The organism is Agromyces bauzanensis, assembly GCF_014645655.1.
Lineage (GTDB): Bacteria > Actinomycetota > Actinomycetes > Actinomycetales > Microbacteriaceae > Agromyces > Agromyces bauzanensis.
Map to the genome: position 1 here is coordinate 33,361 of NZ_BMMD01000007.1, position 25,595 is coordinate 58,955.

At 71.1% G+C, this 25,595-nt stretch carries 32 protein-coding genes and 1 pseudogene; 24 read left to right on the forward strand and 9 right to left on the reverse strand.

Annotation, left to right across the window (positions count from 1 at the left end):
* Positions 1-3 precede the first annotated feature (3 nt).
* The 7 genes and pseudogenes from IEX31_RS07625 to IEX31_RS07660 all read left to right on the forward strand — a co-directional run bounded on the left by IEX31_RS07625 (position 4) and on the right by IEX31_RS07660 (position 6,955).
* Entirely contained in the window at positions 4-1,158 is a 1,155-nt protein-coding gene (locus IEX31_RS07625) for a PrsW family intramembrane metalloprotease (RefSeq protein WP_229662183.1), read from the forward strand.
* Between the two features lie 73 nt (positions 1,159-1,231).
* A complete protein-coding gene (locus IEX31_RS07630) occupies positions 1,232-2,524 on the forward strand; it encodes a sigma-54-dependent transcriptional regulator family protein (RefSeq protein ID WP_188742840.1) in 1,293 nt (430 codons plus the stop codon).
* 137 nt (positions 2,525-2,661) lie between these two features.
* Positions 2,662-4,185 carry an acetaldehyde dehydrogenase ExaC gene (exaC, locus tag IEX31_RS07635; protein ID WP_188742841.1) on the forward strand — a complete coding sequence of 508 codons (1,524 nt, stop codon included), beginning with the start codon at positions 2,662-2,664 and terminating at the stop codon, positions 4,183-4,185.
* A gap of 12 nt (positions 4,186-4,197) precedes the next feature.
* Positions 4,198-4,635 (forward strand): DUF779 domain-containing protein, encoded by a 438-nt coding sequence (locus IEX31_RS07640; protein ID WP_188742842.1) that lies wholly within the window; start codon positions 4,198-4,200, stop codon positions 4,633-4,635.
* 172 nt (positions 4,636-4,807) lie between these two features.
* Positions 4,808-5,179 carry an FKBP-type peptidyl-prolyl cis-trans isomerase gene (locus tag IEX31_RS07645; protein WP_188742843.1) on the forward strand — a complete coding sequence of 124 codons (372 nt, stop codon included), beginning with the start codon at positions 4,808-4,810 and terminating at the stop codon, positions 5,177-5,179.
* Between the two features lie 281 nt (positions 5,180-5,460).
* Positions 5,461-6,494 (forward strand): annotated as a pseudogene (locus IEX31_RS07655) (lysoplasmalogenase family protein).
* Between the two features lie 29 nt (positions 6,495-6,523).
* Positions 6,524-6,955, forward strand: a complete 432-nt coding sequence (locus IEX31_RS07660; protein ID WP_188742844.1) for a class F sortase — start codon at positions 6,524-6,526, stop codon at positions 6,953-6,955.
* On the opposite strand, the gene IEX31_RS07665 is transcribed toward IEX31_RS07660, so the two are convergent.
* Both IEX31_RS07665 and IEX31_RS07670 read right to left on the reverse strand, forming a co-directional pair.
* Positions 6,918-7,256, reverse strand: coding sequence for a protealysin inhibitor emfourin (locus tag IEX31_RS07665; RefSeq protein ID WP_188742845.1), 339 nt, complete (start codon positions 7,254-7,256; stop codon positions 6,918-6,920). The genes IEX31_RS07660 and IEX31_RS07665 overlap by 38 nt on opposite strands.
* Positions 7,257-7,317: 61 nt before the next feature.
* On the reverse strand, positions 7,318-8,442 hold the full coding sequence (locus IEX31_RS07670) for a M4 family metallopeptidase (protein ID WP_229662184.1): 1,125 nt from the start codon (positions 8,440-8,442) through the stop codon (positions 7,318-7,320).
* Positions 8,443-8,543: 101 nt separating this feature from the next.
* Here IEX31_RS07670 and IEX31_RS07675 point away from each other — a divergent pair, with 101 nt between their 5' ends.
* The 4 genes from IEX31_RS07675 (at position 8,544) to IEX31_RS07690 (ending at position 11,196) form a co-directional block, all read left to right on the forward strand.
* On the forward strand, positions 8,544-9,332 hold the full coding sequence (locus IEX31_RS07675) for a CPBP family intramembrane glutamic endopeptidase (RefSeq protein WP_308423490.1): 789 nt from the start codon (positions 8,544-8,546) through the stop codon (positions 9,330-9,332).
* A 14-nt stretch (positions 9,333-9,346) separates the two neighbouring features.
* Positions 9,347-9,514 carry a hypothetical protein gene (locus tag IEX31_RS07680; protein ID WP_188742847.1) on the forward strand — a complete coding sequence of 56 codons (168 nt, stop codon included), beginning with the start codon at positions 9,347-9,349 and terminating at the stop codon, positions 9,512-9,514.
* 113 nt (positions 9,515-9,627) lie between these two features.
* Positions 9,628-10,347 (forward strand): helix-turn-helix domain-containing protein, encoded by a 720-nt coding sequence (locus IEX31_RS07685; protein WP_188742848.1) that lies wholly within the window; start codon positions 9,628-9,630, stop codon positions 10,345-10,347.
* Positions 10,348-10,374: 27 nt separating this feature from the next.
* Positions 10,375-11,196, forward strand: coding sequence for a Fic family protein (locus IEX31_RS07690; RefSeq protein WP_229662186.1), 822 nt, complete (start codon positions 10,375-10,377; stop codon positions 11,194-11,196).
* A 27-nt stretch (positions 11,197-11,223) separates the two neighbouring features.
* Here IEX31_RS07690 and IEX31_RS07695 read toward each other — a convergent pair whose 3' ends face one another.
* Positions 11,224-12,621, reverse strand: coding sequence for an HNH endonuclease signature motif containing protein (locus IEX31_RS07695; RefSeq protein WP_188742849.1), 1,398 nt, complete (start codon positions 12,619-12,621; stop codon positions 11,224-11,226).
* A gap of 224 nt (positions 12,622-12,845) precedes the next feature.
* On the opposite strand from IEX31_RS07695, the gene IEX31_RS07700 reads away from it, so the two are divergent.
* Entirely contained in the window at positions 12,846-13,787 is a 942-nt protein-coding gene (locus tag IEX31_RS07700) for a type I restriction-modification enzyme R subunit C-terminal domain-containing protein (RefSeq protein ID WP_229662187.1), read from the forward strand.
* A gap of 24 nt (positions 13,788-13,811) precedes the next feature.
* Here IEX31_RS07700 and IEX31_RS07705 read toward each other — a convergent pair whose 3' ends face one another.
* Together IEX31_RS07705 and IEX31_RS07710 are read right to left on the reverse strand one after the other, a co-directional pair.
* The gene (locus IEX31_RS07705) at positions 13,812-14,261 is read right to left on the reverse strand and encodes a CHRD domain-containing protein (protein WP_188742955.1); all 450 of its coding nucleotides are present in this window, start codon (positions 14,259-14,261) and stop codon (positions 13,812-13,814) included.
* Between the two features lie 65 nt (positions 14,262-14,326).
* The gene (locus IEX31_RS07710; protein ID WP_188742850.1) at positions 14,327-14,692 is read right to left on the reverse strand and encodes a DUF488 domain-containing protein; all 366 of its coding nucleotides are present in this window, start codon (positions 14,690-14,692) and stop codon (positions 14,327-14,329) included.
* Between the two features lie 77 nt (positions 14,693-14,769).
* Between IEX31_RS07710 and IEX31_RS07715 the strand changes: the two genes are divergently transcribed.
* A complete protein-coding gene (locus IEX31_RS07715; RefSeq protein ID WP_188742851.1) occupies positions 14,770-15,726 on the forward strand; it encodes an NAD(P)-dependent alcohol dehydrogenase in 957 nt (318 codons plus the stop codon).
* Positions 15,727-15,867: 141 nt separating this feature from the next.
* Positions 15,868-16,137, forward strand: a complete 270-nt coding sequence (gene rpsO / locus IEX31_RS07720; protein WP_130351110.1) for a 30S ribosomal protein S15 — start codon at positions 15,868-15,870, stop codon at positions 16,135-16,137.
* Between the two features lie 108 nt (positions 16,138-16,245).
* Here the strand turns inward: rpsO and IEX31_RS07725 are convergent, their stop codons facing one another.
* Positions 16,246-16,494 (reverse strand): hypothetical protein, encoded by a 249-nt coding sequence (locus tag IEX31_RS07725; protein WP_188742852.1) that lies wholly within the window; start codon positions 16,492-16,494, stop codon positions 16,246-16,248.
* 51 nt (positions 16,495-16,545) lie between these two features.
* On the opposite strand from IEX31_RS07725, the gene IEX31_RS07730 reads away from it, so the two are divergent.
* Both IEX31_RS07730 and IEX31_RS07735 read left to right on the forward strand, forming a co-directional pair.
* The gene (locus tag IEX31_RS07730; RefSeq protein WP_188742853.1) at positions 16,546-16,776 is read left to right on the forward strand and encodes a hypothetical protein; all 231 of its coding nucleotides are present in this window, start codon (positions 16,546-16,548) and stop codon (positions 16,774-16,776) included.
* 155 nt (positions 16,777-16,931) lie between these two features.
* Positions 16,932-17,495 carry a type 1 glutamine amidotransferase domain-containing protein gene (locus tag IEX31_RS07735; protein ID WP_188742854.1) on the forward strand — a complete coding sequence of 188 codons (564 nt, stop codon included), beginning with the start codon at positions 16,932-16,934 and terminating at the stop codon, positions 17,493-17,495.
* A 10-nt stretch (positions 17,496-17,505) separates the two neighbouring features.
* Here the strand turns inward: IEX31_RS07735 and IEX31_RS07740 are convergent, their stop codons facing one another.
* Entirely contained in the window at positions 17,506-18,051 is a 546-nt protein-coding gene (locus tag IEX31_RS07740) for a CGNR zinc finger domain-containing protein (protein ID WP_188742855.1), read from the reverse strand.
* Between the two features lie 53 nt (positions 18,052-18,104).
* On the opposite strand from IEX31_RS07740, the gene IEX31_RS19260 reads away from it, so the two are divergent.
* Genes IEX31_RS19260 through IEX31_RS07755 form a run of 4 tightly spaced genes read left to right on the forward strand, consistent with a single transcriptional unit; the run spans position 18,105 to position 20,582 of the window.
* Entirely contained in the window at positions 18,105-18,239 is a 135-nt protein-coding gene (locus IEX31_RS19260; RefSeq protein ID WP_268236967.1) for a hypothetical protein, read from the forward strand.
* A 38-nt stretch (positions 18,240-18,277) separates the two neighbouring features.
* Entirely contained in the window at positions 18,278-19,054 is a 777-nt protein-coding gene (locus IEX31_RS07745) for an EamA family transporter (protein ID WP_229662188.1), read from the forward strand.
* 9 nt (positions 19,055-19,063) lie between these two features.
* A complete protein-coding gene (locus IEX31_RS07750; RefSeq protein WP_188742856.1) occupies positions 19,064-19,954 on the forward strand; it encodes an LLM class flavin-dependent oxidoreductase in 891 nt (296 codons plus the stop codon).
* A 10-nt stretch (positions 19,955-19,964) separates the two neighbouring features.
* Complete coding sequence (locus tag IEX31_RS07755; RefSeq protein WP_188742857.1) at positions 19,965-20,582, forward strand: hypothetical protein; 618 nt, start codon at positions 19,965-19,967, stop codon at positions 20,580-20,582.
* A 25-nt stretch (positions 20,583-20,607) separates the two neighbouring features.
* On the opposite strand, the gene IEX31_RS07760 is transcribed toward IEX31_RS07755, so the two are convergent.
* Positions 20,608-21,006: a thioredoxin family protein gene (locus IEX31_RS07760; protein ID WP_188742858.1), complete on the reverse strand. Its 399-nt coding sequence runs from the start codon at positions 21,004-21,006 to the stop codon at positions 20,608-20,610.
* 152 nt (positions 21,007-21,158) lie between these two features.
* On the opposite strand from IEX31_RS07760, the gene IEX31_RS07765 reads away from it, so the two are divergent.
* Complete coding sequence (locus IEX31_RS07765; RefSeq protein ID WP_229662200.1) at positions 21,159-22,016, forward strand: alpha/beta fold hydrolase; 858 nt, start codon at positions 21,159-21,161, stop codon at positions 22,014-22,016.
* 33 nt (positions 22,017-22,049) lie between these two features.
* Here IEX31_RS07765 and IEX31_RS07770 read toward each other — a convergent pair whose 3' ends face one another.
* Positions 22,050-22,841, reverse strand: a complete 792-nt coding sequence (locus IEX31_RS07770) for a glycosyltransferase family 2 protein (protein WP_188742859.1) — start codon at positions 22,839-22,841, stop codon at positions 22,050-22,052.
* A 66-nt stretch (positions 22,842-22,907) separates the two neighbouring features.
* Here IEX31_RS07770 and IEX31_RS07775 point away from each other — a divergent pair, with 66 nt between their 5' ends.
* The 3 genes from IEX31_RS07775 (at position 22,908) to IEX31_RS07785 (ending at position 25,595) form a co-directional block, all read left to right on the forward strand.
* Entirely contained in the window at positions 22,908-23,675 is a 768-nt protein-coding gene (locus IEX31_RS07775; protein WP_188742957.1) for a fructosamine kinase family protein, read from the forward strand.
* 73 nt (positions 23,676-23,748) lie between these two features.
* Positions 23,749-24,969, forward strand: coding sequence for an LLM class flavin-dependent oxidoreductase (locus tag IEX31_RS07780; protein ID WP_188742860.1), 1,221 nt, complete (start codon positions 23,749-23,751; stop codon positions 24,967-24,969).
* Complete coding sequence (locus IEX31_RS07785) at positions 24,966-25,595, forward strand: FMN reductase (RefSeq protein ID WP_188742861.1); 630 nt, start codon at positions 24,966-24,968, stop codon at positions 25,593-25,595. Before IEX31_RS07780 ends, IEX31_RS07785 begins: the two co-directional genes overlap by 4 nt.

The following is a 25,595-nucleotide window of genomic DNA, read 5'->3' on the forward strand; positions in this document are numbered from 1 at the left end:
CGAGTGAGCTCTCCGCAGTCGTCGCCCACGCCGAACCCGTCGCCCGCGCCACCGATCTGGACCGCGCCGCCCGCAGCGCGCCCACGCGGCGGGGCGTTCGCCGCGGTCGGCATCGTGCTGGCGGGAATCGTGGGCCTGCTCGTGGTCGCGTACCTCGCGCCGGCGCTGGGAGTGTCGACGCTCGTCATCGGATCGGTGCTCGCATTCGTGCCGCTCATGATCGTGCTCCTCGCCGTGCGCTGGGTCGATCGATGGGAGCCCGAGCCGAGGTGGGCGCTGTGGTTCGCCTTCCTCTGGGGCGCGGCGGTCTCGGTCGCGGTGGCGCTGGTCGTCGACCTCGGGGTGCAACTGGTGTTCGCCTTCGCCGCATCGGGGCGCCCGGGCGAGGGCATGCAGGCCGTCGTGCAGGCTCCCCTCGTCGAAGAGTCAGCGAAGGGCGCGGGCGTGCTCCTGCTCTTCGCGTTTCGGCGCTCGCACTTCGACGGCCCCGTCGACGGGCTGGTGTACGGCGCGACCGTCGCCGCCGGGTTCGCGTTCACCGAGAACGTGCTCTACTTCGGCGCCGCGCTCGCCGAGGGCGGCGCCGACGAACTCGGCACCACCTTCGTCGTGCGCGGACTCTTCTCGCCGTTCGCTCACGTGCTGTTCACGGCCTGCACCGGCCTCGCCATCGGCATCGGCGCCCGTCGCGGGGGCCGTGCGGGTGTCGTCGGCTGGTTCCTCGGCGGCCTTCTCGCCGCCGTGCTCCTGCATGCCTTCTGGAACGGGTCGCTCGTCTTCGCCAGCGACGCCGTCGGCCTCTACTTCACCGTGCAGGTGCCGATCTTCATCGGATTCATCCTCCTCACGTGGTTCCTCCGTCGCGAGGAGATGCGCGTCACCCGCACGCGGCTCGCCGAATACGGCGCGGCGGGCTGGTTCAGCCCGACCGAGGTCGAGATGCTCGCGTCGCCCGCGGGTCGCCGCCAGGCGGTGGCGTGGGCGCGCAGGCAGACCCCTCCCCGCACGGCCGCGATGCGGAAGATGATCACGGATGCCACGCACCTGGCGTTCACCCGTCACCGGCTGCTCACCGGCCGTGGTGACGTGCGGACGGCCGCCGACGAACGGGCGCTGCTCGCCGCCGTCACGGCCGACCGGGCGGTGCTGCTGCGGTGATGCCGCCGGGTGGGCGCCAGCTCGCCGCGGCTATACTGGCCGCATCCCTGAATCGACGGCGATCGGAGACGACATGTCTGCGCCGGAGCGGCATCCGCAGTGGGGCGACGCGAGCTCGCTGCGCGACCGCCTGCTGCGCGCCCAGCAGGACGCCATCGAGACGGGCGAGGTGCCGCTCAGCCTGCGCCCGGTGGTGCGCGCCTCGTGGGAGCGCGCCATCCGCGGTGCGATCGACCCCGACCGCGCGCTGCCGCGCATCGAACTCGACGAGCACGAGTTCCGCGAGTACCGCGCGACGCACGCCCTGACCCCGGTGATGCCGGTCATCCGTCGTCTGCTCGTCGACGGCGCGGATGACGCGGGCCTCGTCGTCGCCGTCGGCGACGCGCACGGGCGACTGCTCTGGGTGGAGGGCGACCCGGGACTCCGCCGGCGCGCCGAGGACATGCTCTTCATCGCGGGCGCCGACTGGTCGGAGGCGAGCATCGGCACGAGCGCGCCCGGCACCGCGCTCGAGCTCGGCCGCGCCGTGCAGATCCGGGGCGCCGAGCACTACAACCGCATCGTGCACCCGTGGAGCTGCACCGCCGCCCCCGTGCACGACCCTGCCACCGGCGCGATCCTCGGCGTCATCGACATCACGGGCACCGACCTCGCCGTCGCCCCGCACACCATGTCGCTCGTCTCGGCGACGGTCGCCGCGGTGGAGGCCGAACTTCGTATCGCGAACCTCGAATCCGCGGTGCGCGCGACGATCCGCCGGTCGCACATCCGGGCCGTCGCCCCCGTGCGCACGTCGCTCACGGTGCTCGGCGAACGCCGGCCGCGCCTCGGTGAGCAGGAGCTCAGCCCGCGGCACGCCGAGATTCTCACGCTCCTCGCATGGCATCGGCGCGGCATCGGGGCCGAGCGGCTCGCGGCGCTCCTCCACGAGGGCGACGTGTCGCCCGTCACGCTCCGCGCCGAAGTCGTGCGCCTGCGTCGCCTGCTCGAGGCCGCGGGGGAGCCGCAGCTCGAGTCGCGCCCGTACCGCCTCGGTCGCGAGGTCGATCTCGACGCGGCATCCGTCGCCCGGCTCCTCGGGCAGGGATCGCTGCGACGCGCCGCCGAGCGCTACCCGGGTCCCGTGCTGCCCTCATCGACCGCGCCCGGCATCGTCGAGATCCGCGAGGAGCTCGCCGGCCGGATTCGCGAGTCGATGTTGTCGGATGCCCCGCCCGACCTGCTGCTCGAGTTCGCCGAGCGGGACGAGCACCGCTACGACGTCGTGCTGTGGCGGGCGCTCCTCGAGATCCTGCCGCCGCGTTCGCCGCGACGGGCGTCGGTCGTGGCGCACCTGGAGCGCATCGAGTCCGCGCTGCGCTGAGCCGACGCATCCGTGACTGCAACCTGACTGCAACCCCCGGGCAACGGGTACGCAACGGCTCCCCGCCTACCGTGATGATCACCCCGCACTGCGCCTGCGGTGCGGGGACCCAGACAACGACGTCACGAGGAGACACGATGACCGTGTACACCGCGCCAGGCACCGCCGGCGCCCTGATCGAGTTCAAGCCGCGATACGAGCACTTCATCGGCGGCGAGTGGGTGAAGCCGGTCGGCGGCGCCTACTTCGAGGACATCTCACCGGTGAACGGCAAGCCGTTCACCGAGGTCGCCCGCGGCACCGCCGCGGACATCGACGCGGCGCTCGACGCCGCGCACAAGGCCGCACCGGCGTGGGGCCGCACGAGTGCCGCGCACCGGGCGAGCATCCTGAACGCCATCGCCGACCGCATCGACGCGAACCTCGAGAAGCTGGCCGTCGCCGAGACGTGGGACAACGGCAAGTCGATCCGCGAGCCGCTGAATGCCGACCTGCCGCTCGCGAGCGATCACTTCCGCTACTTCGCGAGCCTCATCCGGGCGCAGGAGGGCAGCTTCACCCCGATCGACGAGGACACCGTCGCGTACCACTTCCACGAGCCGCTGGGCGTGGTGGGGCAGATCATCCCGTGGAACTTCCCGCTGCTCATGGCCGTGTGGAAGCTCGCACCGGCGCTCGCCGCGGGCAATGCGGTGGTGCTCAAGCCGGCGGAGCAGACGCCCACGTCGATCCTCGTGCTCGTCGAGCTCATCGCCGACCTGCTGCCGGCCGGCGTCCTCAACGTCGTGAACGGCTTCGGCATCGAGGCAGGCAAGCCGCTCGCGTCGTCGAACCGGATCCGCAAGATCGCGTTCACCGGCGAGACCACGACTGGCCGGTTGATCCTGCAGTACGCGTCGAACAACATCATCCCCTCGACCGTCGAACTCGGTGGCAAGAGCCCGAACATCTTCTTCGAGTCGGTCTCCGACCGGCGCGACTCGTTCTACGACAAGGCGCAGGAGGGCTTCAGCCTCTTCGCGTTCAATCAGGGCGAGGTGTGCACCTGCCCGAGCCGGGCACTCATCCAGCGGTCGATCTACGACACGTTCCTCGACGACGCGATCGAGCGCACGAAGAAGGCACGCCAGGGCAACCCGCTCGACACCGAGACGCAGGTGGGCGCGCAGGCCTCGAACGACCAGCTCGAGAAGATCCTCAGCTACATCGACATCGGCAAGCAGGAGGGCGCGAAGCTGCTGCTCGGCGGCGAGCGCGTCGACCCCGGCGGCGACCTGAGCGAGGGCTACTACGTGGCGCCGACCATCTTCGAGGGCGAGAACCGCATGAGGCTCTTCCAGGAGGAGATCTTCGGCCCGGTCGTCGCGGTGACGAGCTTCAAGGACTACGACGACGCCATCAGCATCGCGAACGACTCGCTCTACGGCCTCGGCGCCGGGGTGTGGAGTCGTAACGGCAACGAGGCATACCGCGCCGGCCGCGACATCCAGGCCGGCCGGGTGTGGGTGAACAACTACCACGCCTACCCGGCGGGGGCGGCGTTCGGCGGCTACAAGTCGTCGGGCATCGGCAGGGAGAACAACAAGCTGGCGCTCGACCACTACCAGCAGACCAAGAACCTGCTCGTCAGCTACAGCGAGAACCCGCTCGGGTTCTTCTGATCGGAGGATGTCATGTCGATCGGATTCACCGACGGCCGGGTGGTCGCATCGGTCACGGTGGCGGGGGAGGCCTCGCCGCGCGTGGAGCTCTCACCCGCGGCGGGCGCCCTGCTCGCACGGCTCTGGGCCCAGCACGGGCCGCTCATGTTCCACCAGTCGGGCGGATGCTGCGACGGCAGCGCTCCCATGTGCTACCCCGCGGGCGACTTCGTCACGAGCGATGCCGACGTGCTGCTCGGCGAGCTCGACCTCGGGCCGGATGCCTCGGGGGAGCCCCGGATCGCGCCGTTCTGGATGTCGGCGGAGCAATTCGCCTACTGGCGGCACACCTACCTCACCGTCGACGTCGTGCCGGGGCGGGGGAGCGGCTTCTCGGTCGAGGCGCCGGAGGGCGTGCGGTTCCTCATCCGGTCGCGGCTCATGGAGCCGACGGGGGCCCGCCTCACGTGATCGCCCGCACAGGACGTCGCACACAAGGAGACTCGCCGCCCTGTGGTGTGGCACTGCCGACATCGCTACCAGACGACGAGTTCTCGGGTTCCAGCGTGCAGGCTGTTCGCAGTCAGCGCAAGAGCGCGGTGGACGGTTGTCCCGGCGGGCGGCGTCGGTTTGGATGGAGGGCATGACTGACACCAACAGCAAGCCCGAGGTCGACGCGCCCGTGGGCCCGGCCCCCGCAGACCTCGTGGTCGAGGACATCGTCGGGGGCACGGGCGCCGAGGCGACGCCCGGCTCGACCGTCGACGTGCACTACCTCGGCATCGAGTACGAGACCGGCGAGGAGTTCGACTCGTCGTGGAGCCGCGGCCAGTCCATCAACTTCCCGCTGCAGGCCCTCATCGCCGGATGGCAGGAGGGCATCCCGGGCATGAAGGTCGGCGGTCGTCGCCAGCTCACGGTCCCGCCGCAGAAGGCCTACGGGCCCGCGGGCGGCGGCCACCAGCTCTCGGGCAAGACGCTGATCTTCGTGATCGACCTGCTCGGCGTGAGCTGAGCCCCGCCACCCGATCGAGGAGGCCGCCGGTGAACCCGGCGGCCTCCCACCCTTTTCCGTGCAATGGATGACGGCGGCGAAGGGGGCGGCGTCAGGGGGTTAGCATCGAAATGCCTATCCCGAGGCACGACGACGTGACCCAGACCATGACGCCCACGCGCAGCACCTCAACCCGCGCGATGCTCGCGGCGTTCGCGCCGTACCTCATCGCGTCGGCGGCGCACCTCGTCATCCTCGGCGGCGGGCCGGGCTGGGCGATCACCGCCACGAAGGCGCTGCTCATGCCGCTCCTGGTGCTGGCGGTCGCGATCGTCGCCCGCCCGCTCGCGGGCGCCACCGCTCGATACCTCGTGCTCGCGATAGTCCTCTCCTGGGCCGGCGACATCGCGCTCTCGTTCCCGGGCACGATCGGGTTCGTCGTGGGCCTCGGCTGCTTCCTCGGCGCCCACGTCGTCTACATCGCACTGTTCCTCGGGATGCCTCGGGCCCGGCGTCGCCCGCCGGCCTGGACGCTCGGCTACCTCGCCTGGTACGCGGGGTTCCTCGCGCTCCTCGGCCCGCACTCCGGCGCGCTCCTCGTGCCCGTCGCCCTCTACGGCCTGGTGCTCGCCGCGAACGACGAACCGACGCTCGACGACTTCGCGCCCGGCGACCTCGCCGGACCGCTCGAGCTCCCGGCAGGAACCTACACGGTCGCCATCACGGCGGCGGATGCCGCGGATGCCTCGTCGCCCGCGATCGGGCCCATCACCTGCCGCTCGAGGCGGGCGTGAACGACACCGCGGTCGCCCACCTGAACGAGGCAGGCGATCCCACCGCGACGCTCTTCACGAACGACACGGCGCAGCTGGCGGCAGGCGAGGGCCGGCTGACGGTGCGCCACGTCGCCGCGGCGCCGGCCGTCGACGTGCTCGCGGGCGGCAGCCCTGTGATCACCGCGCTGGCGAACCCGGAGGAGGCGAAGCTTGACCTCGCGGCCGGCACTGTCTCTGCGGCGGTCGCGGCGACCGGCACGACCGATCCCGTGATCGGGCCCGCCGATGTCGAGGTCGCGGAGGGAGCCAACACGATCGTGTACGCGTGGGGCAGCCTCGAGGCCGACAACCTCGCGCTCGCCGTGCAGACCGTCGCGGTCGCAGGCATGCACTCCAGCCCCGACGGCGTCCCCGCGGGCTCCACGGGCCTCGTCGCGACGAACGGTCCCGACTCGGGCGCCTGCGTCTGGGCCGCGGTGATCGGCGGCTCGCTGCTCGCGGCGGTCGAGCTCATCTGGGTCGCGGTACGTCGCCGGGTCGCGGCGGGTGCGGAGCGCTGATCAGGATGCTGCGGGCGAGGGTCTCGGTCGTGGGGGGCCCGGCCGCCGGCCCGTCGTCATCGGAGGCGCCGGCCGTCTCCGCGCCGCCTTCGCCGCAGGCCGCCGTGCCCGACATCCCGCGCTCATCGGCCGCCCTCTCCGACCGGCCACCGCTGGCGGCTCCGGCGCCGGTGCGCCTGGTGGTGCCCGACCTCGGCATCGACGTGCCCGTCGAGGCCGTCGGGCTCGATGACCAGGGCCGGATGGGCCTGCCGGCGAATCCGGCGGTCGCCGCGTGGTACCGCTTCGGCTCCGCGCCGGGCAGTGCGACGGGCTCGACCGCGATCGCCGCGGCGGAGCCGCTGGACGGCGAGCCCGCGCAGTCGGGCGACTCGATCGTGCGCGGCGAGCTGCACGAGGACGACGGGGGCCTGAACGCGGGCGTCAGGCGTCGCGACCCGGCGGCGTCGCCGGTCGCTTGAGCCCTCGGTCGGACCCGTTCGCGGGCCGGGCCCGTTCGGGCTCGGACGTCTCCTGCACCCGGTCGACGAGCCGCCGCCACGGACCCGTGAGCTGGCGTTCCGCGAGGGTCGCCTCGTGCGGCTCGCACCGGATGCGATAGACGTACCGGTCGGGCTCAGGCGGCACGGGCGGCACCTGCTCCCACGGCACCTGCCGGATGAGCAGGTACCAGTCGTCGCGGTCGGGCTGCTCGTCGACGTGGACGTGCCACACGAGCCGGAGCCCCGCCAGTCCGCCGCTCCGCGACACGAAGACGTCCATGTCGCGATGCTACTCCGGTGCGTGGGCGCGGGGTCGGGGTGGCACCGGAGCCGAGGATCCGCTACGGGGCCGGCGGCACCCCGAGGCCGACCTCCGCCCACCCGGCCGCGATGGCCCGCGCCTCACGCGAGGTCGCCCCGTAGCGATCGTTCGCGGCGCGCACGATCTCGCTGGCGAACGCCCGGAAGTCGCTGGTGGGCCGCAGGCGTCCGGACGTGAGCACGTCGTACCAGACGCGGCCGGCGTGCTCCCACGCGAATCCGCCGAGTTCGACCGCGGCGAGCGCGAACGCGCGATTCGGGATGCCCGAGTTCAGGTGCACGCCGCCGTTGTCCTCGTCGGTGTCGATGTAGCGGTCGAAGTGGGCGGGCTGCGGGTCGCGGCCGAGCACGTCGTCGTCGTAGGCGGTGCCGGGCTCGATCATGGAGCGGATGGCGCGGCCCTCGACGGCGTCGGTGAATACCCCCTCGCCGATGAGCCACGTGGCCGACTCGGCGTCTTGACCCATGGAGTACTGCTCGACGAGCGCGCCGAACACGTCGGAGACGTGTTCGTTGAGTGCGCCCGACTGCCCCTGGTAGCGGAGCCTGGCCGTGCGCTCGGTGACGCCGTGTGCGAGCTCGTGGCCGACCACGCTCAGCGAACTCGTGAAGCTGCGGAAGATCTCGCCGTCGCCGTCGCCGAACACCATGCGCTCGCCGTCCCAGAAGGCGTTGTCGTAGTGATCGCCGAAGTGCACGGTCGCCTCGAGGGGCATGCCCGCGTCGTCGATCGAGTCACGGGCGAACACGCGGGCGAACATCTCGAAGGTGTCGCCGAGGCCGTCGTACGCCTCGTCGACCGCCCGGTCGCCCGTGTCGGGCTGGCCCTCGCGGCGTACGAGGCGGCCGGGCAGCACGTCGTCGTTCTCGGCGTCGGAGATGCGCCGGTCGGGTCGGGGGCCGGTGCCGGGGGCCGCGGCCGGGCGTTCGTCGCGCGCAGCGTGGTCGTGGATGACGAACGTCGGCGGTTCGCCGGTGATGCGCCATTCGAGCATCGACCAGTCGCGCACGAGCGAGCGACGGGCGGCGTCGGCCGCCACGTCGAATCGCGGGTCGTCGCTCGCGGCGATGCGCGCGAGCAGGTAGGGCGGCACGATCGCCGCGTGCCGCGACGGATGGGGGGAGGGCCGGGGCATCCGCGTCATGCACCGATCGTGGCATGATCCGCCGGCAGCCATGGGAAGCTGAAGGGGTGTCCGCCACGCTTGTCGCCCCATCCGAGGTGCGAACCCACCCGATTGGCCTCGTGCCGGCCGCGTTGGTGTGCGGTGCGGCCGTGCTGCTGTTCGGCTTCATGCTGCCGATCCCGGGCTACGTGATGCTGGCGGCGGGGCTCCTCGCCGCGTGGCTGACCGACCGGTCGGGCCGCACCAGCCGGCTGCTCGCCGACCTCGCGCTCATCGCGCTCGGCCAGGTGATCATCTCGACGATCTCACTCCGGGCCGACATCAGCTATCCCAGCATGATGCGCTTCGCGGTGGTGCTCGGGTCCGCGGTGGCGGTGCCGTACCTGATCTCGCGCTACGTCTACGGCGACCGGGTCATCCGATTCCCGTGGCGCACCGGGCGCCGGTGGACGCGAACGCAGTGGCTCTACCTCATCGGAGTGATCGCGGCCGGATGGCTCATCCTGCCGTTCTACTTCATCACCTCGGGCGTCTACCAGAACTGGCCCACGGTCACCGCGCCCGATGAGATCGTGCGCCTGTTCATCGGCGTCAACGCCGTGGGCACGTGGGACGAGCTGTTCTTCATCTGCACGGTCTTCGCGTTGCTTCGGCGCCACTTCCCGACGTGGCAGGCGAACATCCTGCAGGCCGTCGTGTTCGTGTCGTTCCTCTGGGAGCTCGGCTACCAGTCGTGGGGGCCGCTCCTCACGATCCCGTTCGCGCTGATCCAGGGCTACACGTTCAAGCTCACGAAGTCGCTCACCTACGTGCTCGTGGTGCACCTGCTCTTCGACGCGATCGTGTTCGCGGTGATCGTGTACGCGCACAACGGGTGGCCGGCGATCTTCCCCCTCGTGCCGGTGTGAGCGAGGGCGAGCGGATGCCGCGAGCCGACGACGGCTCGTCCGCCGACGCCGTGCAACTCGACCGCGTGCTCGACGTGGTCGAACGTGTGCTCGGCGACCGCGTGGTCTCGGCGGTGCTGTACGGCTCGGCCGCAAGAACATCCGACTCATCGACGGACGCGAGCTCGCCCGACGTGACGTGACACGCCAGCCCGAAACAATCTGTTCAATAGGATGACTAACTGCCGAGTAGGTCCACTAAACTGAACATCTTGCTAAACTGTCCAGTGTATTGAACGTACCGGAGGTGGTTGTGATGCGGGCGAACGTCCTGAGTGACGCGATCGCACGCGCCCAGAAGGCAGAGCTCGCGCGTCGCGCGGGTATCTCCCGCACGACTGCGTTGCACCTCCGTGACGACATCTCACGAGCACGCGTATCCACGTTACGCGAGTTGGCGCTCGCCCTCGGGTACGACATCCGCATCGACCTCGAGCGGGCGAGCGATCCCCTTGCGTCGGCCGCGGCCCGATCCCTGCTTGGCGACCTCGATGAGTCAGCCGAGTATCGCGAGTGGGTGGAACGACTGCAGCGGTACTGCCCGAGCGGTGAGCCGCTGGGCATCGTCGATGAGGCCGCCAGGGTCTCTGCGCCGCAGCACCGCGGCGGGAGTGTGATGCTCAGCGGACGCAACGACGCCGACCGGTTGGTCTCCGCCGGTGTCGCATCCGGTGCGCGCTGGGCACTCTCGGGTGCTGCGGCACTCGAAGCCCTCGGCTCAAACGGCGGAGGCACCGTGCTCATGTGGTCAGAGGATGTGACGCGAGCTGCGCAGCTCCTCGGTGGCACCCACCGTCGAGTGAAGGCTGAAGCAGCCGCTGACGTCGTCATCGCTCCGGCGCATCCGAGCGTGTTTGAGGGCTCTACCCAGGTCGACGACGTCGTGCTCGTGAGTCCGGTGCAGGCGATCATCGACTCGTTCGGGCTCGGTGGCGAGGTCGGGGCCACGGCCCGACGCGTTGCGGAGGCGTGGTGAACGATGGCGAACCGACGGAAATGGGGCGTGGGCTCCGATCAGTACGTGAAGCGCCCGGGGAGCAATGAGGCCACGAGGCGCGAGCGTCGGGAGGCTGAAGATCAGGACGAACAGCTCGCCCTGACCGGAATCACCTGGGCCTGGTCGGGAATCGACCTCGACGTGATCGGGGGAACGGGAGACGTGGAACGGGTACGCCATCGCTTCCGTGCGAACCTGCCGACAATCGTGTGGGATGCGGCGAGGCTGGAAGGGAATACCTTCACACTTCCCGAGGTGCAGACCCTGCTCGACGGGGTGACGGTCGAGGGCAAACGCCTGGAGGAGCAGCAACAGGTGCTCGCCCTGAACGACGCCTACAACGAACTCGACCGCATGGTCGGCGCGGGCGAGTTCACGTTGAGCAAGGAGACATCCGATCGGCTGCACGCGCTCGTGGCCCGGTATGAAGCGATCGAGGCCGGCAACTTCCGTGGCGAAGGCAGCGTCACCGGCGGCGGGTCAGTTCGACTCTCCACGGGTGGCGTCGTCGATGGCCGGCCCCATGGGGAGGGCGGCGAGCTGCTCCGGACTGCCTACCAGGATCTCCTTGACTACCTCCGCGGGATCGACGACCCGAGGCAGCGGGCGCTCGTCTACGCGGCGGCCACGACGCGGCATCAGCTGTACTTCGACGGCAACAAGCGCACGGCGAAGCTGATGGCGTCGGGCGAACTCATGAAACACGGGTTCGATGCGATCTCCGTGCCGTATTCACGGCTACACGAGCAGAACCGCGCGCTCGACCGGATGTTCGAGACCGACGACGCGACCGCCTACATGCGCCTACTGGCGGACTGCGCACGCTGAGGCACGGCGCGCCGCTCACACGCAACGTCAGAACGGCACCGGGTCGTACAGTTCGATCAACGACCGCCACTCATCTTCGAACGAGTCGAGCGGATCGGGTGGAATCGGCGGGTCGTCGATGAACGACTCCGCTTGAGCGACCGGCGGATCCACCCCTTCACCCGCGCCCACCGGCATGAACGGCCGCTCGGGCAGGGTTCGCAGCACATGCCCGGCAGGCGAGGTCCACCGCATGACGCCGCCCTCCTCTTGCACGACGCGCCAGCCGCTCTCGTGCTTGAGCCGATGGTGGTGTCGACACAAGGCTCCGAGATTCGTGTCGGCGGTCTCGCCGCCGTGGGCGCGCGCCACGGTGTGGTCGAGATCCGCGTATTCGGCGCGGCGGGAGCAGCCCGGGAAGCGGCACCGCCCGTCGCGCACCCGCACGAACCCGTCGAGGTCGGCCGGTGCGCGATAGTGGTCGCGGCCGTAGCTGAGCGCTGTGCCGATCTCTGGGTGCACGAGGATACGGCGCAGCGACGGGGCGTGCGCGGCGAGCCGCAGGGCACTGTCTCGGTCGATCGGGCCGTACCCTTCGAGTTCGGCGGGCTCATCGTCGAGGCCGAGCAACGTGAGCATCGGCACGGTCACGTTGATGCACGGCCGCACGGCCCCGGTCGCGCCCGCCACACCCCATCGCGTGCGCTCGTCGTCGGCGAGCACGCCGCCGAGCAGCAGGTCGGCGGCGAGGTCGGCGGCCCGCTGTGCGGTCGTGCGGGTGTCGCCGGACGCCTCGCGCGCGGCCAGCACCGTGAGGCGGGCGTCGATCGCGACTGCGCGCTCGGCCTCAACGTAGAGCCCGAACCAGGCCATTCCGTCGGGCGCGGGATCGACGCAGACGTGTCGCTCGGCGACGGCGCGCGCATGCCGGTCGGCGAGGGGCTCTGGATGCATGCGCTCGCGCACTCGGCGCATGCGGCGACGGAGGTCGGCGTTCGTCGACACGATGCCGAGGGCCGTCGCGTCGGATGCCGCATCGAGGGCGACCCGTTCGACGGCGTCGGCGACCTCGGCCGGCAAGTCCTGCGTGAGTTCGAGCACGGACCGCACCTGCGTGAGCGCCAGTTCGCCGGCCGCGAGCGCGTCGAGTGTCGCCCTGCGCGGCCCGGTGAGACGCTCGGCCTCGGCGACCAGGCGCGACGCGGATGCCTCGTGTTGGCCGAGCGTGGTGGCGAGCTCGGCCACGAACGAGCGGGTGGCCATGTCGCGCTCGCGCGACGTGCTCGCGGCCGTGACCCCCTCGACCACGGCCGCGAGCTCACGCGCCCGCTGGACGCGGCGGTACTGGTCAGCGTGGATCCGCCGGATGGCACTCTCGCGCGCGGAGATCGCTGCCAACTCACGCTCGAGCGCCGCGTGCGGCATGGCGTCGGGGGTGGCTGGCATGGGTCCATTCAAGCAGGACCCCCTGACATTGGTAGGGCGCCGAAAGCGCTGGTCATCGAGAGCATCGAAGCCCCCAAGCCCTTCAGAATAACGTGGAAGACAAACCCCTCGAACCGGGGGTGAACGTCGCGTCGCGACATCCGCCGACCGCGCCCTTCGATTCGCTCTGACCGAGCGCCGACCCGACCCAGCACCCGGCGTCCCCGAGAAACGAACGCCCTGAAGTGGGCAACTTCGACTTCATCAAGGCCGACTGGCCCGGGATCGCCACCGAAGCCGCGCGCGCCGAGTTCTACACGTTCTGCGTCCTGCGGTCGAGCCTCTTCCACGCCCGCCGCACCGTCGAGCTCGCCGTCTACTGGCTCTACCGAGCGGATGCCTCGCTGCAGAAGCCGTACGAGAACGACCTCGCCTCCCTCCTGCACGAACCGACCTTCAAACGGCTCGTCGGCCCCGCGGTGTTCACGAAGATGAACCTGATCCGCAAACGCGGCAACGACGCCGTGCACAAGACGTTCAAACTCTCCGGCCATGAAGGCGCACCCAACGGCGTCGGCCGGGTCGACTACGTGCTCTGGGGCGACGACGGGCTGCCCCTCGGCATCGTGGAGGCCAAGCGCACCAAGCGCGACGCCCGCAACGGACAGCACCAGGCGAAGCTGTACGCCGATGCCCTCGAGCGGAAGTACGGGCAGCGACCCGTCATCTTCACCTCGAACGGGTACGAGCACACCGAGACCGACCTGGAGGAACTCAAGCGCATGCTCACGGAGAGCGGCGAGTGCGGCGTGGAGGAGCTTGCGCCTGCCATCGAGTCGGCGCATGGGCTCGGGCGATTCATCCGCTCGAACATCTGGCTGGTGCGCTCCGTCGCCCAAGAAGCGCTGGCGAGTCTCGTGACGCAGAACCGACTCGGCTCACCGCAGATCTCGTTCGTCGACCTCATCGTCAACCGGCTGGCGCAGACCGGGTCGGTTCCGATCGGCGCACTATATGGCGATCGGCGCAATATGGCGATCGGCGCACTATATGGTCGGCCGTTCTCGGAGAAGGCGCCCGGCGGGCCCGAAGACCTCTTCACCGAGGCGGAGATCGTCGACCTCGAGGCCGTGCTGAACGCGGTGGACGCCACCGCAGAACCGGCGGACGCAGCCCGCACCGCGTGACGCCGACCCGCCGGCCGACGCCCGTTACTTCAGCTGACCGCGGATCTCCCCGGGCTGGTTGTTTGCATTGTGCACGTTGACGTAGTAGTCGCCGGGGTTCGCCTCGATCGCCGCGAGCAGCGCGGCATCGGCCGTCGTGCAGGTGCTCACCTCGAAGCTCGTCTCGTTCTCGACCATGAGCGGCACGACGACGGGCCCGGGCACGTTGCGCGCTCCGACGTGGATGTGCGCAGCGGCGGCGGGCGACGAGAGCCCAGTGACCTCGAGCGTGTAGCAGAGCTCGTTGCCGTCGATGTCGTACGAGAACCAGCCGTGCGCGCCGCCGATGGTCGGAGCGGGCACCTCCTGGCCGGTGTTCAGCGGGATCGCCGGGCTGCCCGGCGGCGTGGCCTGCGCGGCGCCGGCGGCGCCCAGCGTCAGGGCTGCGGCGGCGGCAACGGCGAGAGCAATGCGGGAGCGCCGGGTGGTCATCATGATGTTCACTCACTTCCTCCTACGGATGCCCCGCACGCTACGCCGACCGTCCACGGCCCACAAGGTCACGACTCGACGGATGCCCCGTGGTCGCCGAGCCACGCGAGCAGCACCGCCGCGTGGTTGACCTGCTCGTCGCGAGCGCCGAAGAGCAGGGTCACGCGGTCGTGCTCTGCACCGAGCCCGAGGAGTGCCTCGGCCGCGGCATTCCGGTCGAGCTCCTCGCGGTAGCGCGCCGCGAACTCGTCGAAGCGCTCGCGGTGGTGGTGCCATTCGGTGCGCAGGTCGGGCGAGGGTGAGACGTCCTTCGCCCACTCGTCGAGCTCGGCCCGCTCCTTGCGCACGCCGCGCGGCCAGAGCCGGTCGACCAGCACCCGGTAGCCGTCGGATGCCTCGGCCGGTTCGTAGACGCGCTTGATCCGGTAGCCCATGGGGCCAGTCTGGTCGTCTTCGCGGGGAATGTCACCGAGGTGGCATGGCCGTCGGGTCGCATCGATACGCTCGATCCATGCGCGCGATCGTGCTCGACAGCTACGGACCGCCCGGGCGGGTGATGCACCTCGTCGAGGTTCCGCGCCCGGCGCCCGGCCCTGGCGAGGTGCTGGTGCGGGTGCGCGCCGTGTCAGTGAACTCGTGGGACGTCGACGTCGTGATCGGTGGAGTATTCAACCGCATGGCGGCGCCGTTCCGCCCGAAACATCGCATCATCGGGTCGGATGTCGCGGGCGAGGTCGTCGCGGTCGGCGAGGGTGTCACCCGTCATCGGGTGGGCGACTGCGTGTTCGGCGAGCTCACCGCGGCAGGGTGGGGCGGCTTCGCCGACTTCGTCGCGGGCCCAGTGGACGCCCTCGTGCCGCTGCCCGCCGCCGTCGACGACCTCACCGCGGCGGCAATGCCGCAGGCGGCGAGCATGGCGCTCCAGGCCCTCGGCGATCGCCGAGCGCTCGAGGGTCGCCGAGTGCTCATCGTCGGCGCCGGCGGCGGAGTCGGCACGTTCGCGCTCCAACTGGCGACCGGTGCCGGGGCGCGGGTCGCCGTCGTCGATCGCGCGGCGAAGCTGGACCGGCTGCGTGAGCTCGGGGCATCCGACGTCTTCGAAGCCGGCGCGATCCCCGCCGCGGCGGGCCCGTTCGATCGGATTCTCGACGTGGTCGGCGCGCTGTCCGCCGCGGAGCTCCGGCGCCTCCTCGCACCCGATGGCCACGCCGTCGCGATCGGCGGTCGCCCGCGGCGCATCCTCGGCTATGCGCTCGCGGGTGCGCGCAGTGCCCAGCGAGACGGGGGTCGCACCGTGCGCCTCCTCGCAGCGGTGCCGAACCGCGACCTGCCGGAGCTTGCGGCGCTCGTCGCCGCAGGATCGCTGCGCGCGATCGTCGACGGTCCGCACCCGCTCGACACCGTGCCCCACCAGCTCGAACGGCTCCGCGCCGGCGAGGTGTTCGGCAAGGTCGTCATCGTGCCGTGACGTCGGTGCGCACTGCGACCGGCGGCCCCGAGGCATCCGCTCTGCTAGAGTATGGAGGTTGCCGTGAAACGGCCGCGCATCAAGAGAGCCCAGGCACAAGGCCCCGGGCAGCGCGCAACGAAGAGGAAGGGGATCCCATCTATGGCACTCGAAGCAGATGTCAAGAAGGCGATCATCGAAGAGTACGCGACGCACCCCGGTGACACTGGATCCCCCGAGGTCCAGATCGCGCTCCTCACGAAGCGAATCAAGGACCTCACCGAGCACCTGAAGGAGCACAAGCACGACCACCACTCGCGTCGCGGCCTGCTGCTCCTCGTCGGTCAGCGTCGTCGTCTGCTCGGCTACCTCGCCGACGTCGACATCAACCGCTACCGCTCGCTCATCGAGCGTCTCGGTTTGCGTCGCTAGGCGTGTGTCGGCGCCGCACTCGTGCGGCGCGTGACGGCATTCCGCGCGGCTCTCGCTGACACCGCGATCTTCTTGCGAAGGCCCCCTGCCCCCGGCAGGGGGCCTTCGTCATGTCACGACCGGATGCCCCGAGCGGACGCCCCGGCGGATGCTCCGACCGGACGCCCGGCCGGAGGTCACGGACTGGATGCTCCGAGCGCCCGCCCGGCCGTGACGGCTCGCCAGGAACAGGATGAGCGTAGTGGGGACCACGAGCAGGATGCCGACCGCTCCGCCGGCCTCGGGCCGGACCTCGAACGGCACGCCGACGGCCCGGCCCACGCCCCAGTTCACGGCGTTGACGGCCATGGCGATCACGGCGTCGATCAGCGCCTCGCGTCGGCGTGGCTCCTCGGCGGCGCGTGGGTCGTGCTGCTCCTCGAGATCCTCGTCATCCGGCCGCCGCTGAACGCGCGCATCGACCTCGTCATCGCCGGCGCCGAGCCCGGGCAGTCGCCGTTCCACTACCTCTACATCGCCGCCGACGTGGTGCTCGTGCTGCTGCTCGCGACCCTCACGGTCGTGAACGCCCGGCGCACGATCCCGCGTGCCGTCGCCCATCGGGAAGCACCGGTTCGCTCTTCTCCGGTCGAAGGATGATGTCGGCGACACGCCGACCGCACACGGCGTGTCGCCCCGATCATCCTGCGACTCGTCACGCCGCAGCACGCCGAACCCCGCGAGCCGACGTGTCAACCCCGTAGCGGACCGGGGAGCCTCCCCGTAGCGTCGCTCGCAGACGAGAGGAGAGCCGCATGGCAGCGCAGCTGGCGGGCCGCAAGGTCGCCTTCCTCATGACCGACGGCTTCGAGCAGGTCGAGTTCACCGAGCCCTGGGAGGCGGTGAAGCAGGCGGGCGCCGAGGTCGCGCTTGTCTCGCCCATCGAGGGCACCGTGCTCGGCTTCCACCACACCGACAAGGCCGACACGTTCGACGTCGACCTCGACATCGCCACGGCCGACGCGTCCGCGTTCGACGCCCTCGTGCTGCCGGGTGGCGTCGTGAACGCCGACCACCTGCGCATGGACGTGCACGCCGTCGCGTTCGTGCGGGCGTTCTTCGAGCAGCACAAGCCCGTCGCCGCCATCTGCCACGCCCCGTGGCTCCTCATCGAGGCCGACGTCGTACGGGGCCGTCAACTCACGTCGTATCCGAGCCTCAAGACCGACCTCGTGAACGCGGGGGCCGACTGGAGCGACGAGCAGGTCGTCGTCGATCAGGGCCTCGTGACGAGCCGCCGACCCGCCGACCTGCCCGCCTTCATCGGCAAGATGATCGAGGAGATCGCCGAGGGCGAGCACGCCGGGCAGACGACCTAGGCGGACGCGATCACGCGGTGCGCGCCCGGTAGGCCCGCACCGCCATCCGGTTGCCGCAGCGCGTGCTGCAGAACCGGCGGGACGCGTTCTTCGACAGGTCGACGAAGATACCCTCGCAGTCCTCGGCGTCGCACTCGCGCAACCGGTCCATCCGGTCGTAGCGGATGACGTCGACGAACGCCATGGCCGCCTCGACGAGGATGCGCCGGGAGAGCGGCGCGTCGGGCTCTGTGGCGTGGATGTGCCAGTCGATGTCATCGTGGCGCACCAACCGGGGCAGCGCCCGCGCCTCGGCGAGCAGGTCGTTGACGGCCGCGGCCGCGTCGTCGCGCTCGAGCAGCCACAGCCCACGCAGCCGGGTGCGCGCGTCGCGCACCTCGGCGAGCTCGCGCTCGTCGCCGTCGCGGCGCCCGGAGTACTTCCACGTGTCGAGCAGGCGGGCGAGCTGCGCCGGATCGCCGAGCTCGTCGTCGCCGGAATCGGATGCCCCGGGCGCGGTGTCCGCGAGCGCGGCGACGAACGCCAGGCCGGCCTCCGTGTCATGGGTGAAAATCATTTGACTCCTGACACTCGATGAGAGTACTGTCACGAGCATAACCACTTTCGGGCATGACAGGGGGCAATGACGTGGGCGGTACACGCGGCATCATCGGCATCGTGCTGGGCCTTGCGGCCGGCCTGGCGTTCGGGGCGGGCGGCGCCATCGTCAAGCCGCTGCTCGAGTCCCCGGGCTCGTCGCGCTGAAGTTCGACCTGCGTCCGCTCTGGCGCGCGAAGTGGACCGTGCTCGTCTACGCCGTCATCGCAGTCGCCGGCGTCCAGCTCGCCTTCTACACCGCGATCGCGCGCATCCCGGTGAGCACGGCCCTCCTCATCGAGTACCTCGCCCCGGTCGCGCTCGTGCTGTTCGCGTGGGTGCGCACGAGGCGCGTGCCCCAGCTCGTCGTGCTCGCGGGCTCGGTGGTGGCGATCGCCGGCCTCGTGCTGGTGGTGGGTCCCGCCGGCGGCGCACTCGACCCCTTCGGCGTCGTGATCGCGGGCGTCGCGATGCTCGGCGTCGCCGTGTACTACCTGCTCGGCGAGCGCGACGACCTCGGCGTACCGCCGATCGCACTCGCCGCATCCGGGCTCCTCATCGGCGCCGTCGTGCTCGGCATCGCGGCCCTCAGCGGCCTCGTGCCGTTCGAGGCCGCGTTCACCGACGTCGACTTCCTCGGCGGCACCGCGCCGTGGTGGGTGCCGGTGTTGATGGTCGCCGCCATCTCGACGGCCTTCGCGTACGTCGCCGGCATCCAGGCGATCCGCATGCTCGGCACCCGGCTCTCCTCGTTCCTGGGCCTCTCCGAGGTGGTCTTCGCCGCCGTCGTGGCGTGGGCGCTCCTCGGCGAGGCGATCGGCCCGGCGCAGCTCATCGGCGGCCTGCTCATCCTCGGCGGCATCGTGCTCGTGCGGCTCGAACGGCGGGCATCCGACACCGCGGCGATCGCCCTCGACGTCGACCTCGTGCCGGTCCCCGTCCGTGCCGGAGCGGCCGACGAGCGGCCCAACCTCGCGCAGTAGGCTCGGCCCATGCGCTTCGGCATCGTCATCCTCCCGCAGGCCGACTGGCCCGAGGCCGCCAGGCGGTGGCGCGCCGCCGACGAGTACGGCTTCGACCACGCGTGGACCTACGACCACCTCGCGTGGCGCGGGCTGGCCGGCGAACGTTGGCATGCCACCGTGCCGACGCTCACAGCCGCGGCGACCGTGACGAGCCGAATCCGCCTCGGCACCTTCGTCGCCTCCCCGAACTACCGGCACCCTGTGCCGTTCGCGAAGGACATCGCCACGGTCGACCAGATCTCGGGCGGCCGCATGCTCCTCGGCGTCGGCTCCGGGGGCACCGGATTCGATGCGTTCGTGCTCGGGCAACCCGAGCTCATCCCGCGGCAGCGCTTCGAGCGCTTCGCGGAGTTCGCGGAGGCGCTCGACGTGCTGCTGCGCTTCGAGCCGCCCGGCTCCGACGGGATCTCGTTCGAGGGCACGTGGTACACGGCCGTCGGCGCACGCATGGTCGGAGAGCCGTCGCAGCATCCGCGGATGCCGCTGCACCTCGCCGCCGACGGACCCAGGGCGCTCGCCCTCGCGGTGCGCATCGCCGACGGCTGGGTCACCACCGCCGGCGCCGCCGACGACCCGGCGGCGTGGTGGCGCCGGGCGGGCGAGCTCATCCGCCGTCTCGACGACGCGTGCGCCGACCCCGGACGCGAGCCGACGTCGGTCAGCCGGACGCTCCTGCTCGACGGCGAGGGGCGGTACAGCCTCGCGAGCGTCGACGCGTTCGACGAGGCGGTCGGGCGCGCTGCAGAGCTGGGCTACACCGACGTCGTCTCGCACTGGCCGCGCGAGCACGGCATCTACGCCGGCGACGAGTCGGTGCTCGACGAGGTGGCGGGTCGGCTGGCCCGACGCAACGGATAGCCTGAGGCGCATGCCCGCTCGACGTTCGAAGCCCCTCGCCAGCTGGGAGCCCCTGCCATACCTCGTGCTGCTGGTGCTGCTGCTGCTCACGGGAGTCGTGCGTCCCGACGCGCTGCCCGTGCTGTTCTGGGGCCTGATGGTGCTCGTCGTCGCGGCGCTCGGCTGGCTCGTCGCCGCGCTCGTGCGTTCTGGCCGACACGAGAATCCCGACCGTTGGGGCGACCTGTCGTCGCTCGACGGACTCGACCTCGTCGACACCGCCCGCCGTGAGCGCGTCGTGCGCTCGGTGGTGCCCGTCGACGACACGCAACGGCACCAGCCGGCCATCGAGCTGGCGCGGCTGCACGGCGGCGCCGAGCAGTACGCCGTGCTCGTGCCCCGATCGAGCCGCTGGCTCTCCCGCAGGTACCGCATCGGCGTGCAGCTCGTGGGCGGCGACCGTCCGCGGCACGCGGGGTTCCTGGGCCGGGCGGCCGAGGAACGCTGGACGGAAGTGCTCGACGACCTCCGCGAGCAGGGTCGCTTCGTGCGCGTCCCGACGCTCGTCACGGGTGCATCGCGCCCCTTCGGCGTCGATCTCGACCTCAGCGGCCTCGAGGGCCTCGCGGACGCCGGCCGCGACGGGTGACTGCGGCTCGCGGCATCCCGCTCGATCAGGACTCGGTGGCCTCGCTGGAGGCGACGGCCTGCTCGGTCTCCTGGCGTGCGAGCTCGGCGCGCACACGATCCATGTCGAGCGCCCGCACCTGGGAGATGAGGTCGTCGAGCATCGCGCGGGGGAGCGCTCCGGCCTGTGCGAAGACGCCGATTCCGTCCTTGAAGGCCATGATCGTCGGGATCGACGTGATGTTCATCGCGGCGGCCAGCTGCTGCTGGGCCTCCGTGTCGACCTTCGCGAACACGAGGTCGGGGTTCGCCTCCGACGCCGCCTCGTAGTTCGGGGCGAACTGCAGGCACGGGCCGCACCATGCGGCCCAGAAGTCGACGAACACGGTTCCGCCGTCGAGGATGGTCGTCTCGAAGTCGTCGAGGGTCAGCGCAACGGTAGCCATGCCACCAGCCTACGTGCGGTTCCGATGGCGGGATCCGCCGGTATCGTGAAGAAGTGGTCGCTTTCGGTGGGGCATTGGGATCCTTCCGCCGCCGCGGTGCGCCCGAGGCGGCGTACGCGGAGGCCGACGAGGCGCGCGCGCTCGACTCGGCCATCCCCGACCTCGACTGGCGCGCGTTCCCGCGCGGCACCGAGACCACGCGCTTCGACGCGCCGAGCGGCGCACTCGCCCGGGTGGCGCTCGGGCCGGCCTCCGGTCCCCGGGTCGTGCTCGTGCCGGGCGCCACCGGCTCGAAGGAGGATTTCGTGCTGATGATGCCGCTCTTCGCGGCATCCGGGTACCGGGTCGAGTCCTTCGACCTCGCGGGGCAGTACGAATCCGCCGACGCGGGCCCGTGGAACCTCGAGCCGCCGCGGGCGGGTTACGACGAGCGCCTGTTCCTCGACGACCTCCTCGCCGTGCTCGACGACGGCCCCGGCCCGGCCCACGTGCTCGGCTACAGCTTCGCCGGCACCCTGGCCCAGTTGGCGCTCCTCGAGCGACCCGACCGGTTCGCGAGCCTCACGCTGCTGAGCGCCCCGCCCGAGCCCGGGCAGGCGTTCCGCTCCATCAAGCGCATCGGGCCGATCAGCGGCATCACGTCAGCGCGCCGGGCAGCGGCGCTCATGCTGTGGGGCATCCGCAACAACCTCAATCGCGTGCCGCCGGGCCGGCTCGCGTTCGTGCGCGACCGGTTCGCGCTCACTCGACGCGAGAGCGTCGACGACATCATCGGGCTGATGATGCGCACCCCCGATGTCCGCGCGGCCGTCGCCGCCTCGCCCGTGCCGAAGCTCGTCGCGGTGGGAGAGCACGACCTGTGGCCGCGCGAGTTGCACGCGCGGTTCGCGGTCGAGATCGGCGCCCGCTTCGCCGTGTATCCGACCGGGCACAGCCCATGCGAGACGGCGCCGCACCAGCTCGTGCGCGACATGGAGGCGCTGTTCGCCGAGACCGACGTCACGCCCTGACGCTCGCGGCCTGAGTGACGATGCTGCGCGCCGTTAGGCGGGCACCGGCTCCTCGCCGTCGGCGGACCCATCGGCCTCGTCGGCCGCGCCCCAGTGCTCATGCGCGCGCCGATGCGCCGCGCGACGCTCGAGCGGCGACCACGCCCGGAACTCGATGGCCAGCGTGTGGAACGCGATCCGCACCCGCCGCCAGAGCCCCTCGATGCTGTCGAAGGGTCGTGCCGACACCCCGACGATCAGGAGGTCGTCGCGGACCACCGTCATGCCGGGCCGGATCCACCACGACAGGTCGAGGTCGTCGTGCACGTCGGCGCGATCGCGGTGCACGAGGTCGCGCAGCTCCAGCCAGGCGTCGCGACGCATGGCGTAGTTGGAGCCGAAGATCGGCGGGTGTCCGAGCAGCGGGCCGATGACGCCGAAGTACCCGCCGATGTACACGTTGCGGGCGATCCACCGCACCAGCGCGTTGCCGCCGTAGAAGACGCCGGAACCGGTGACGACCGTCGGGCGGTCGGTCCGGGACATCCGGTGCTCGACCTCCGCGAGCCAGCCGGGCCCCGGCACGGAGTCGGCGTCGAGGCGGGCGAGCACGTCGCCGGTCGCGGCGTCGAAGCCGGCCGCGGTCGCCGGCCAGATGCCGCGCAGCGGTTCGGCGATGAGCCGCGCCCCAGCTGCGAGCGCCACCTCGGCCGTGGCATCCGTCGAGCCGTTGTCCACCACGATGACCTCGTCGGCGTGCCGCGTCTGCTGTGCGAGCGCATCGAGGCAGGAGGCGAGGAATCCCGCATCGTTGTAGCTCGGAACGATGACCGAAATCGTGCCCATCACGGGGAGTCTAGCGAGCGGCAGCCCCCGCCACCGCCGGTGCGGCACACTGGGCGGGTGGAGACGATCGTCAAGCGCTGGGCCGACGCCCCCGAACACTTCTTCGAGGCCGAGGTGGCGGGCCTCGCGTGGCTCGCTGCGGCCGGCGGCGCGCGCACCGTCGGGGTCGTGGCGGTCTCGCCGGGCCGGATCGAGCTCGAGCGGGTCGACGAGTTGCGACCGGATGCCGCGGCGGCCGCGGCCTTCGGCGCAGCGCTCGCCCGGACGCACGCCGCCCGTGCGGCTGCCTTCGGTGCCCCGCCCGACGGATGGTACGGGCCGCTCTTCATCGGCCGACGGCAGATGCCGGCCGCCGCCGAGTCCTCGTGGGGCGCGTTCTACGCGCGCGACCGGGTTCTTCCGTTCCTGCCGATCGCCGAGGACGCGGGGAACGTCACGCCCGCGGAGGCGGACCTCGTCCGCCGGGCGGCGGCGATCACGGCCGCCGGCGCCTTCGACGACGACGAGCCCCCGGCCCGGATCCATGGCGACCTCTGGAACGGCAACGTGCTGTGGTCCGCCGGCGGGGTCGTGCTGATCGACCCCGCGGCCCACGGCGGCCATCGTGAGACCGACCTCGCCATGCTCGCGCTGTTCGGCTGCCCGTTCCTGCGCGACATCCTCGAGTCGTACGACCGGGCGGCGCCGCTGCGCTCCGGCTGGCGTGAGCGCGTGCCGGTGCACCAGTTGCACCCGCTGGCGGTGCACGCGGCGGGGCACGGCCGGGGCTACGGCGTGGCCCTGGCCGACGCCGCGGAGGCGGTGCTGGGACTCGCGCGCCGGATGCGGGAATAGTTCAGGCGGGTCATCCGTCCGATACACTTGCATGCAAACGCATGGAACAGGAAGAACAGCCCAGGAGGGCGAGATGCAGTTCGGAATCTTCACCGTCAGCGACATCACGCAGGACCCGACCACCGGCCATACGCCGAGCGAGGCCGAGCGCATCCAGGCGACGCTGACGATCGCCAAGCACGCGGAGGAGGTCGGCCTCGAGGTCTTCGCGCTCGGCGAGCACCACAACCCGCCGTTCTGGTCGTCCTCGCCGACCACGACGCTCGCCTACATCGCCGGGCAGACGTCGACGCTGCAGCTCTCGACCGCCACGACCCTCATCACGACCAACGACCCGGTGAAGCTCGCCGAGGAGTATGCGATGCTCCAGCACGTCTCGGGCGGTCGCGTCGACCTCATGCTGGGCCGCGGGAACACCGGTCCGGTCTACCCGTGGTTCGGCAAGGACATCCGTCAGGGGCTGCCGATCAGCATCGAGAGCTACGAGCTGCTCCACCGCCTCTGGCGCGAGGACGTCGTCGACTGGGAGGGCGAGTTCCGCACTCCGTTGCAGGGCTTCACCGCAACGCCCCGGCCGCTGGACGGCGTGCCGCCGTTCGTGTGGCACGGATCGATCCGCACCCCAGAGATCGCCGAGCAGGCCGCGTTCTACGGCGACGGCTTCTTCGCGAACCACATCTTCTGGCCGGCCTCGCACACGCAGCGCATGATCGCGCTGTACCGCCAGCGCTACGAGCACCACGGCCACGGCACCGCCGCGCAGGCGATCGTCGGCCTCGGCGGGCAGGTGTTCATGCGCAAGAACTCGCAGGACGCGGTCAGGGACTTCCGCCCCTACTTCGACAACGCCCCCGTGTACGGTCTCGGCCCGAGCCTCGAGGAGTTCACCCAGCAGACCCCGCTCACGGTCGGCAGCCCGCAAGAGGTCATCGACAAGACGCTCGGCTTCCGCGACTACGTGGGCGACTACCAGCGGCAGCTGTGGCTCACGGACCACGCGGGCCTGCCGCTGAAGACGGTGCTCGAGCAGCTGGACCTGCTCGGCGAAGAGGTCGTGCCGGTGCTCCGCAGGGAGTTCGCGAAGAACCGCCCGGCCGACGTGCCCGACGCCCCGACCCACGCGAGCCTCGTGACGGCGAAGTACGGCGACCGGCCGCCCCGCCAGGCCACGCCGAATGCGAACCGCGGCGACAACCTGACGGTCGGCTCGCCCTACCTGGACACCGAGGCGGCCACCACGACATCCGGCGCGGCCTTCGGACCCGCCGCCACCCGGAAGGCGGTCGTGCGATGACCACCAAGCGCATCGTCGTGATCTCATCCGGCCTCTCGACGCCGAGCTCGACCCGCCAGCTGGCGGACCGGCTCGCCGCCGACGCCGATGGGATCCTCCGGGAGCGCGGCTTCGACGTGGAGGTGCGGACGTATGAACTGCGCGACCTCGCGCACGACATCACGAACCACCTGCTCATGGGCTTCGCCCCGCCGAAGCTGGAGGAGGTGCTCGACGCCGTGTCGAAGGCCGACGGGCTCATCGCCGTCACGCCGATCTTCACGACGAGCTACGCCGGCCTCTTCAAGTCGTTCATCGACGTGGTCGACACGCAGGCGCTCACCGACCTGCCCGTGCTCATCGGCGCGACGGGCGGCACGCCCCGCCACTCGCTCGCGATCGATTACGCGATCCGTCCGCTGTTCACCTACCTGCACGCGATCCCCGTCACGACCGGTGTCTATGCCGCCACGAGCGACTGGGGCGACGGCGGCGACGGCGTGCGCTCCCTGCCCGACCGCATCTTCCGCGGTGCGAAGGAGTTCGCCGACCTCGTCGAGCGCACGGACCGGTCCGAGCTCGTCAACGACCCGTTCGCGCTCGACCGACCCGCCGGTCACCTCATCGGCGGGCTGACGGGGGAGTAA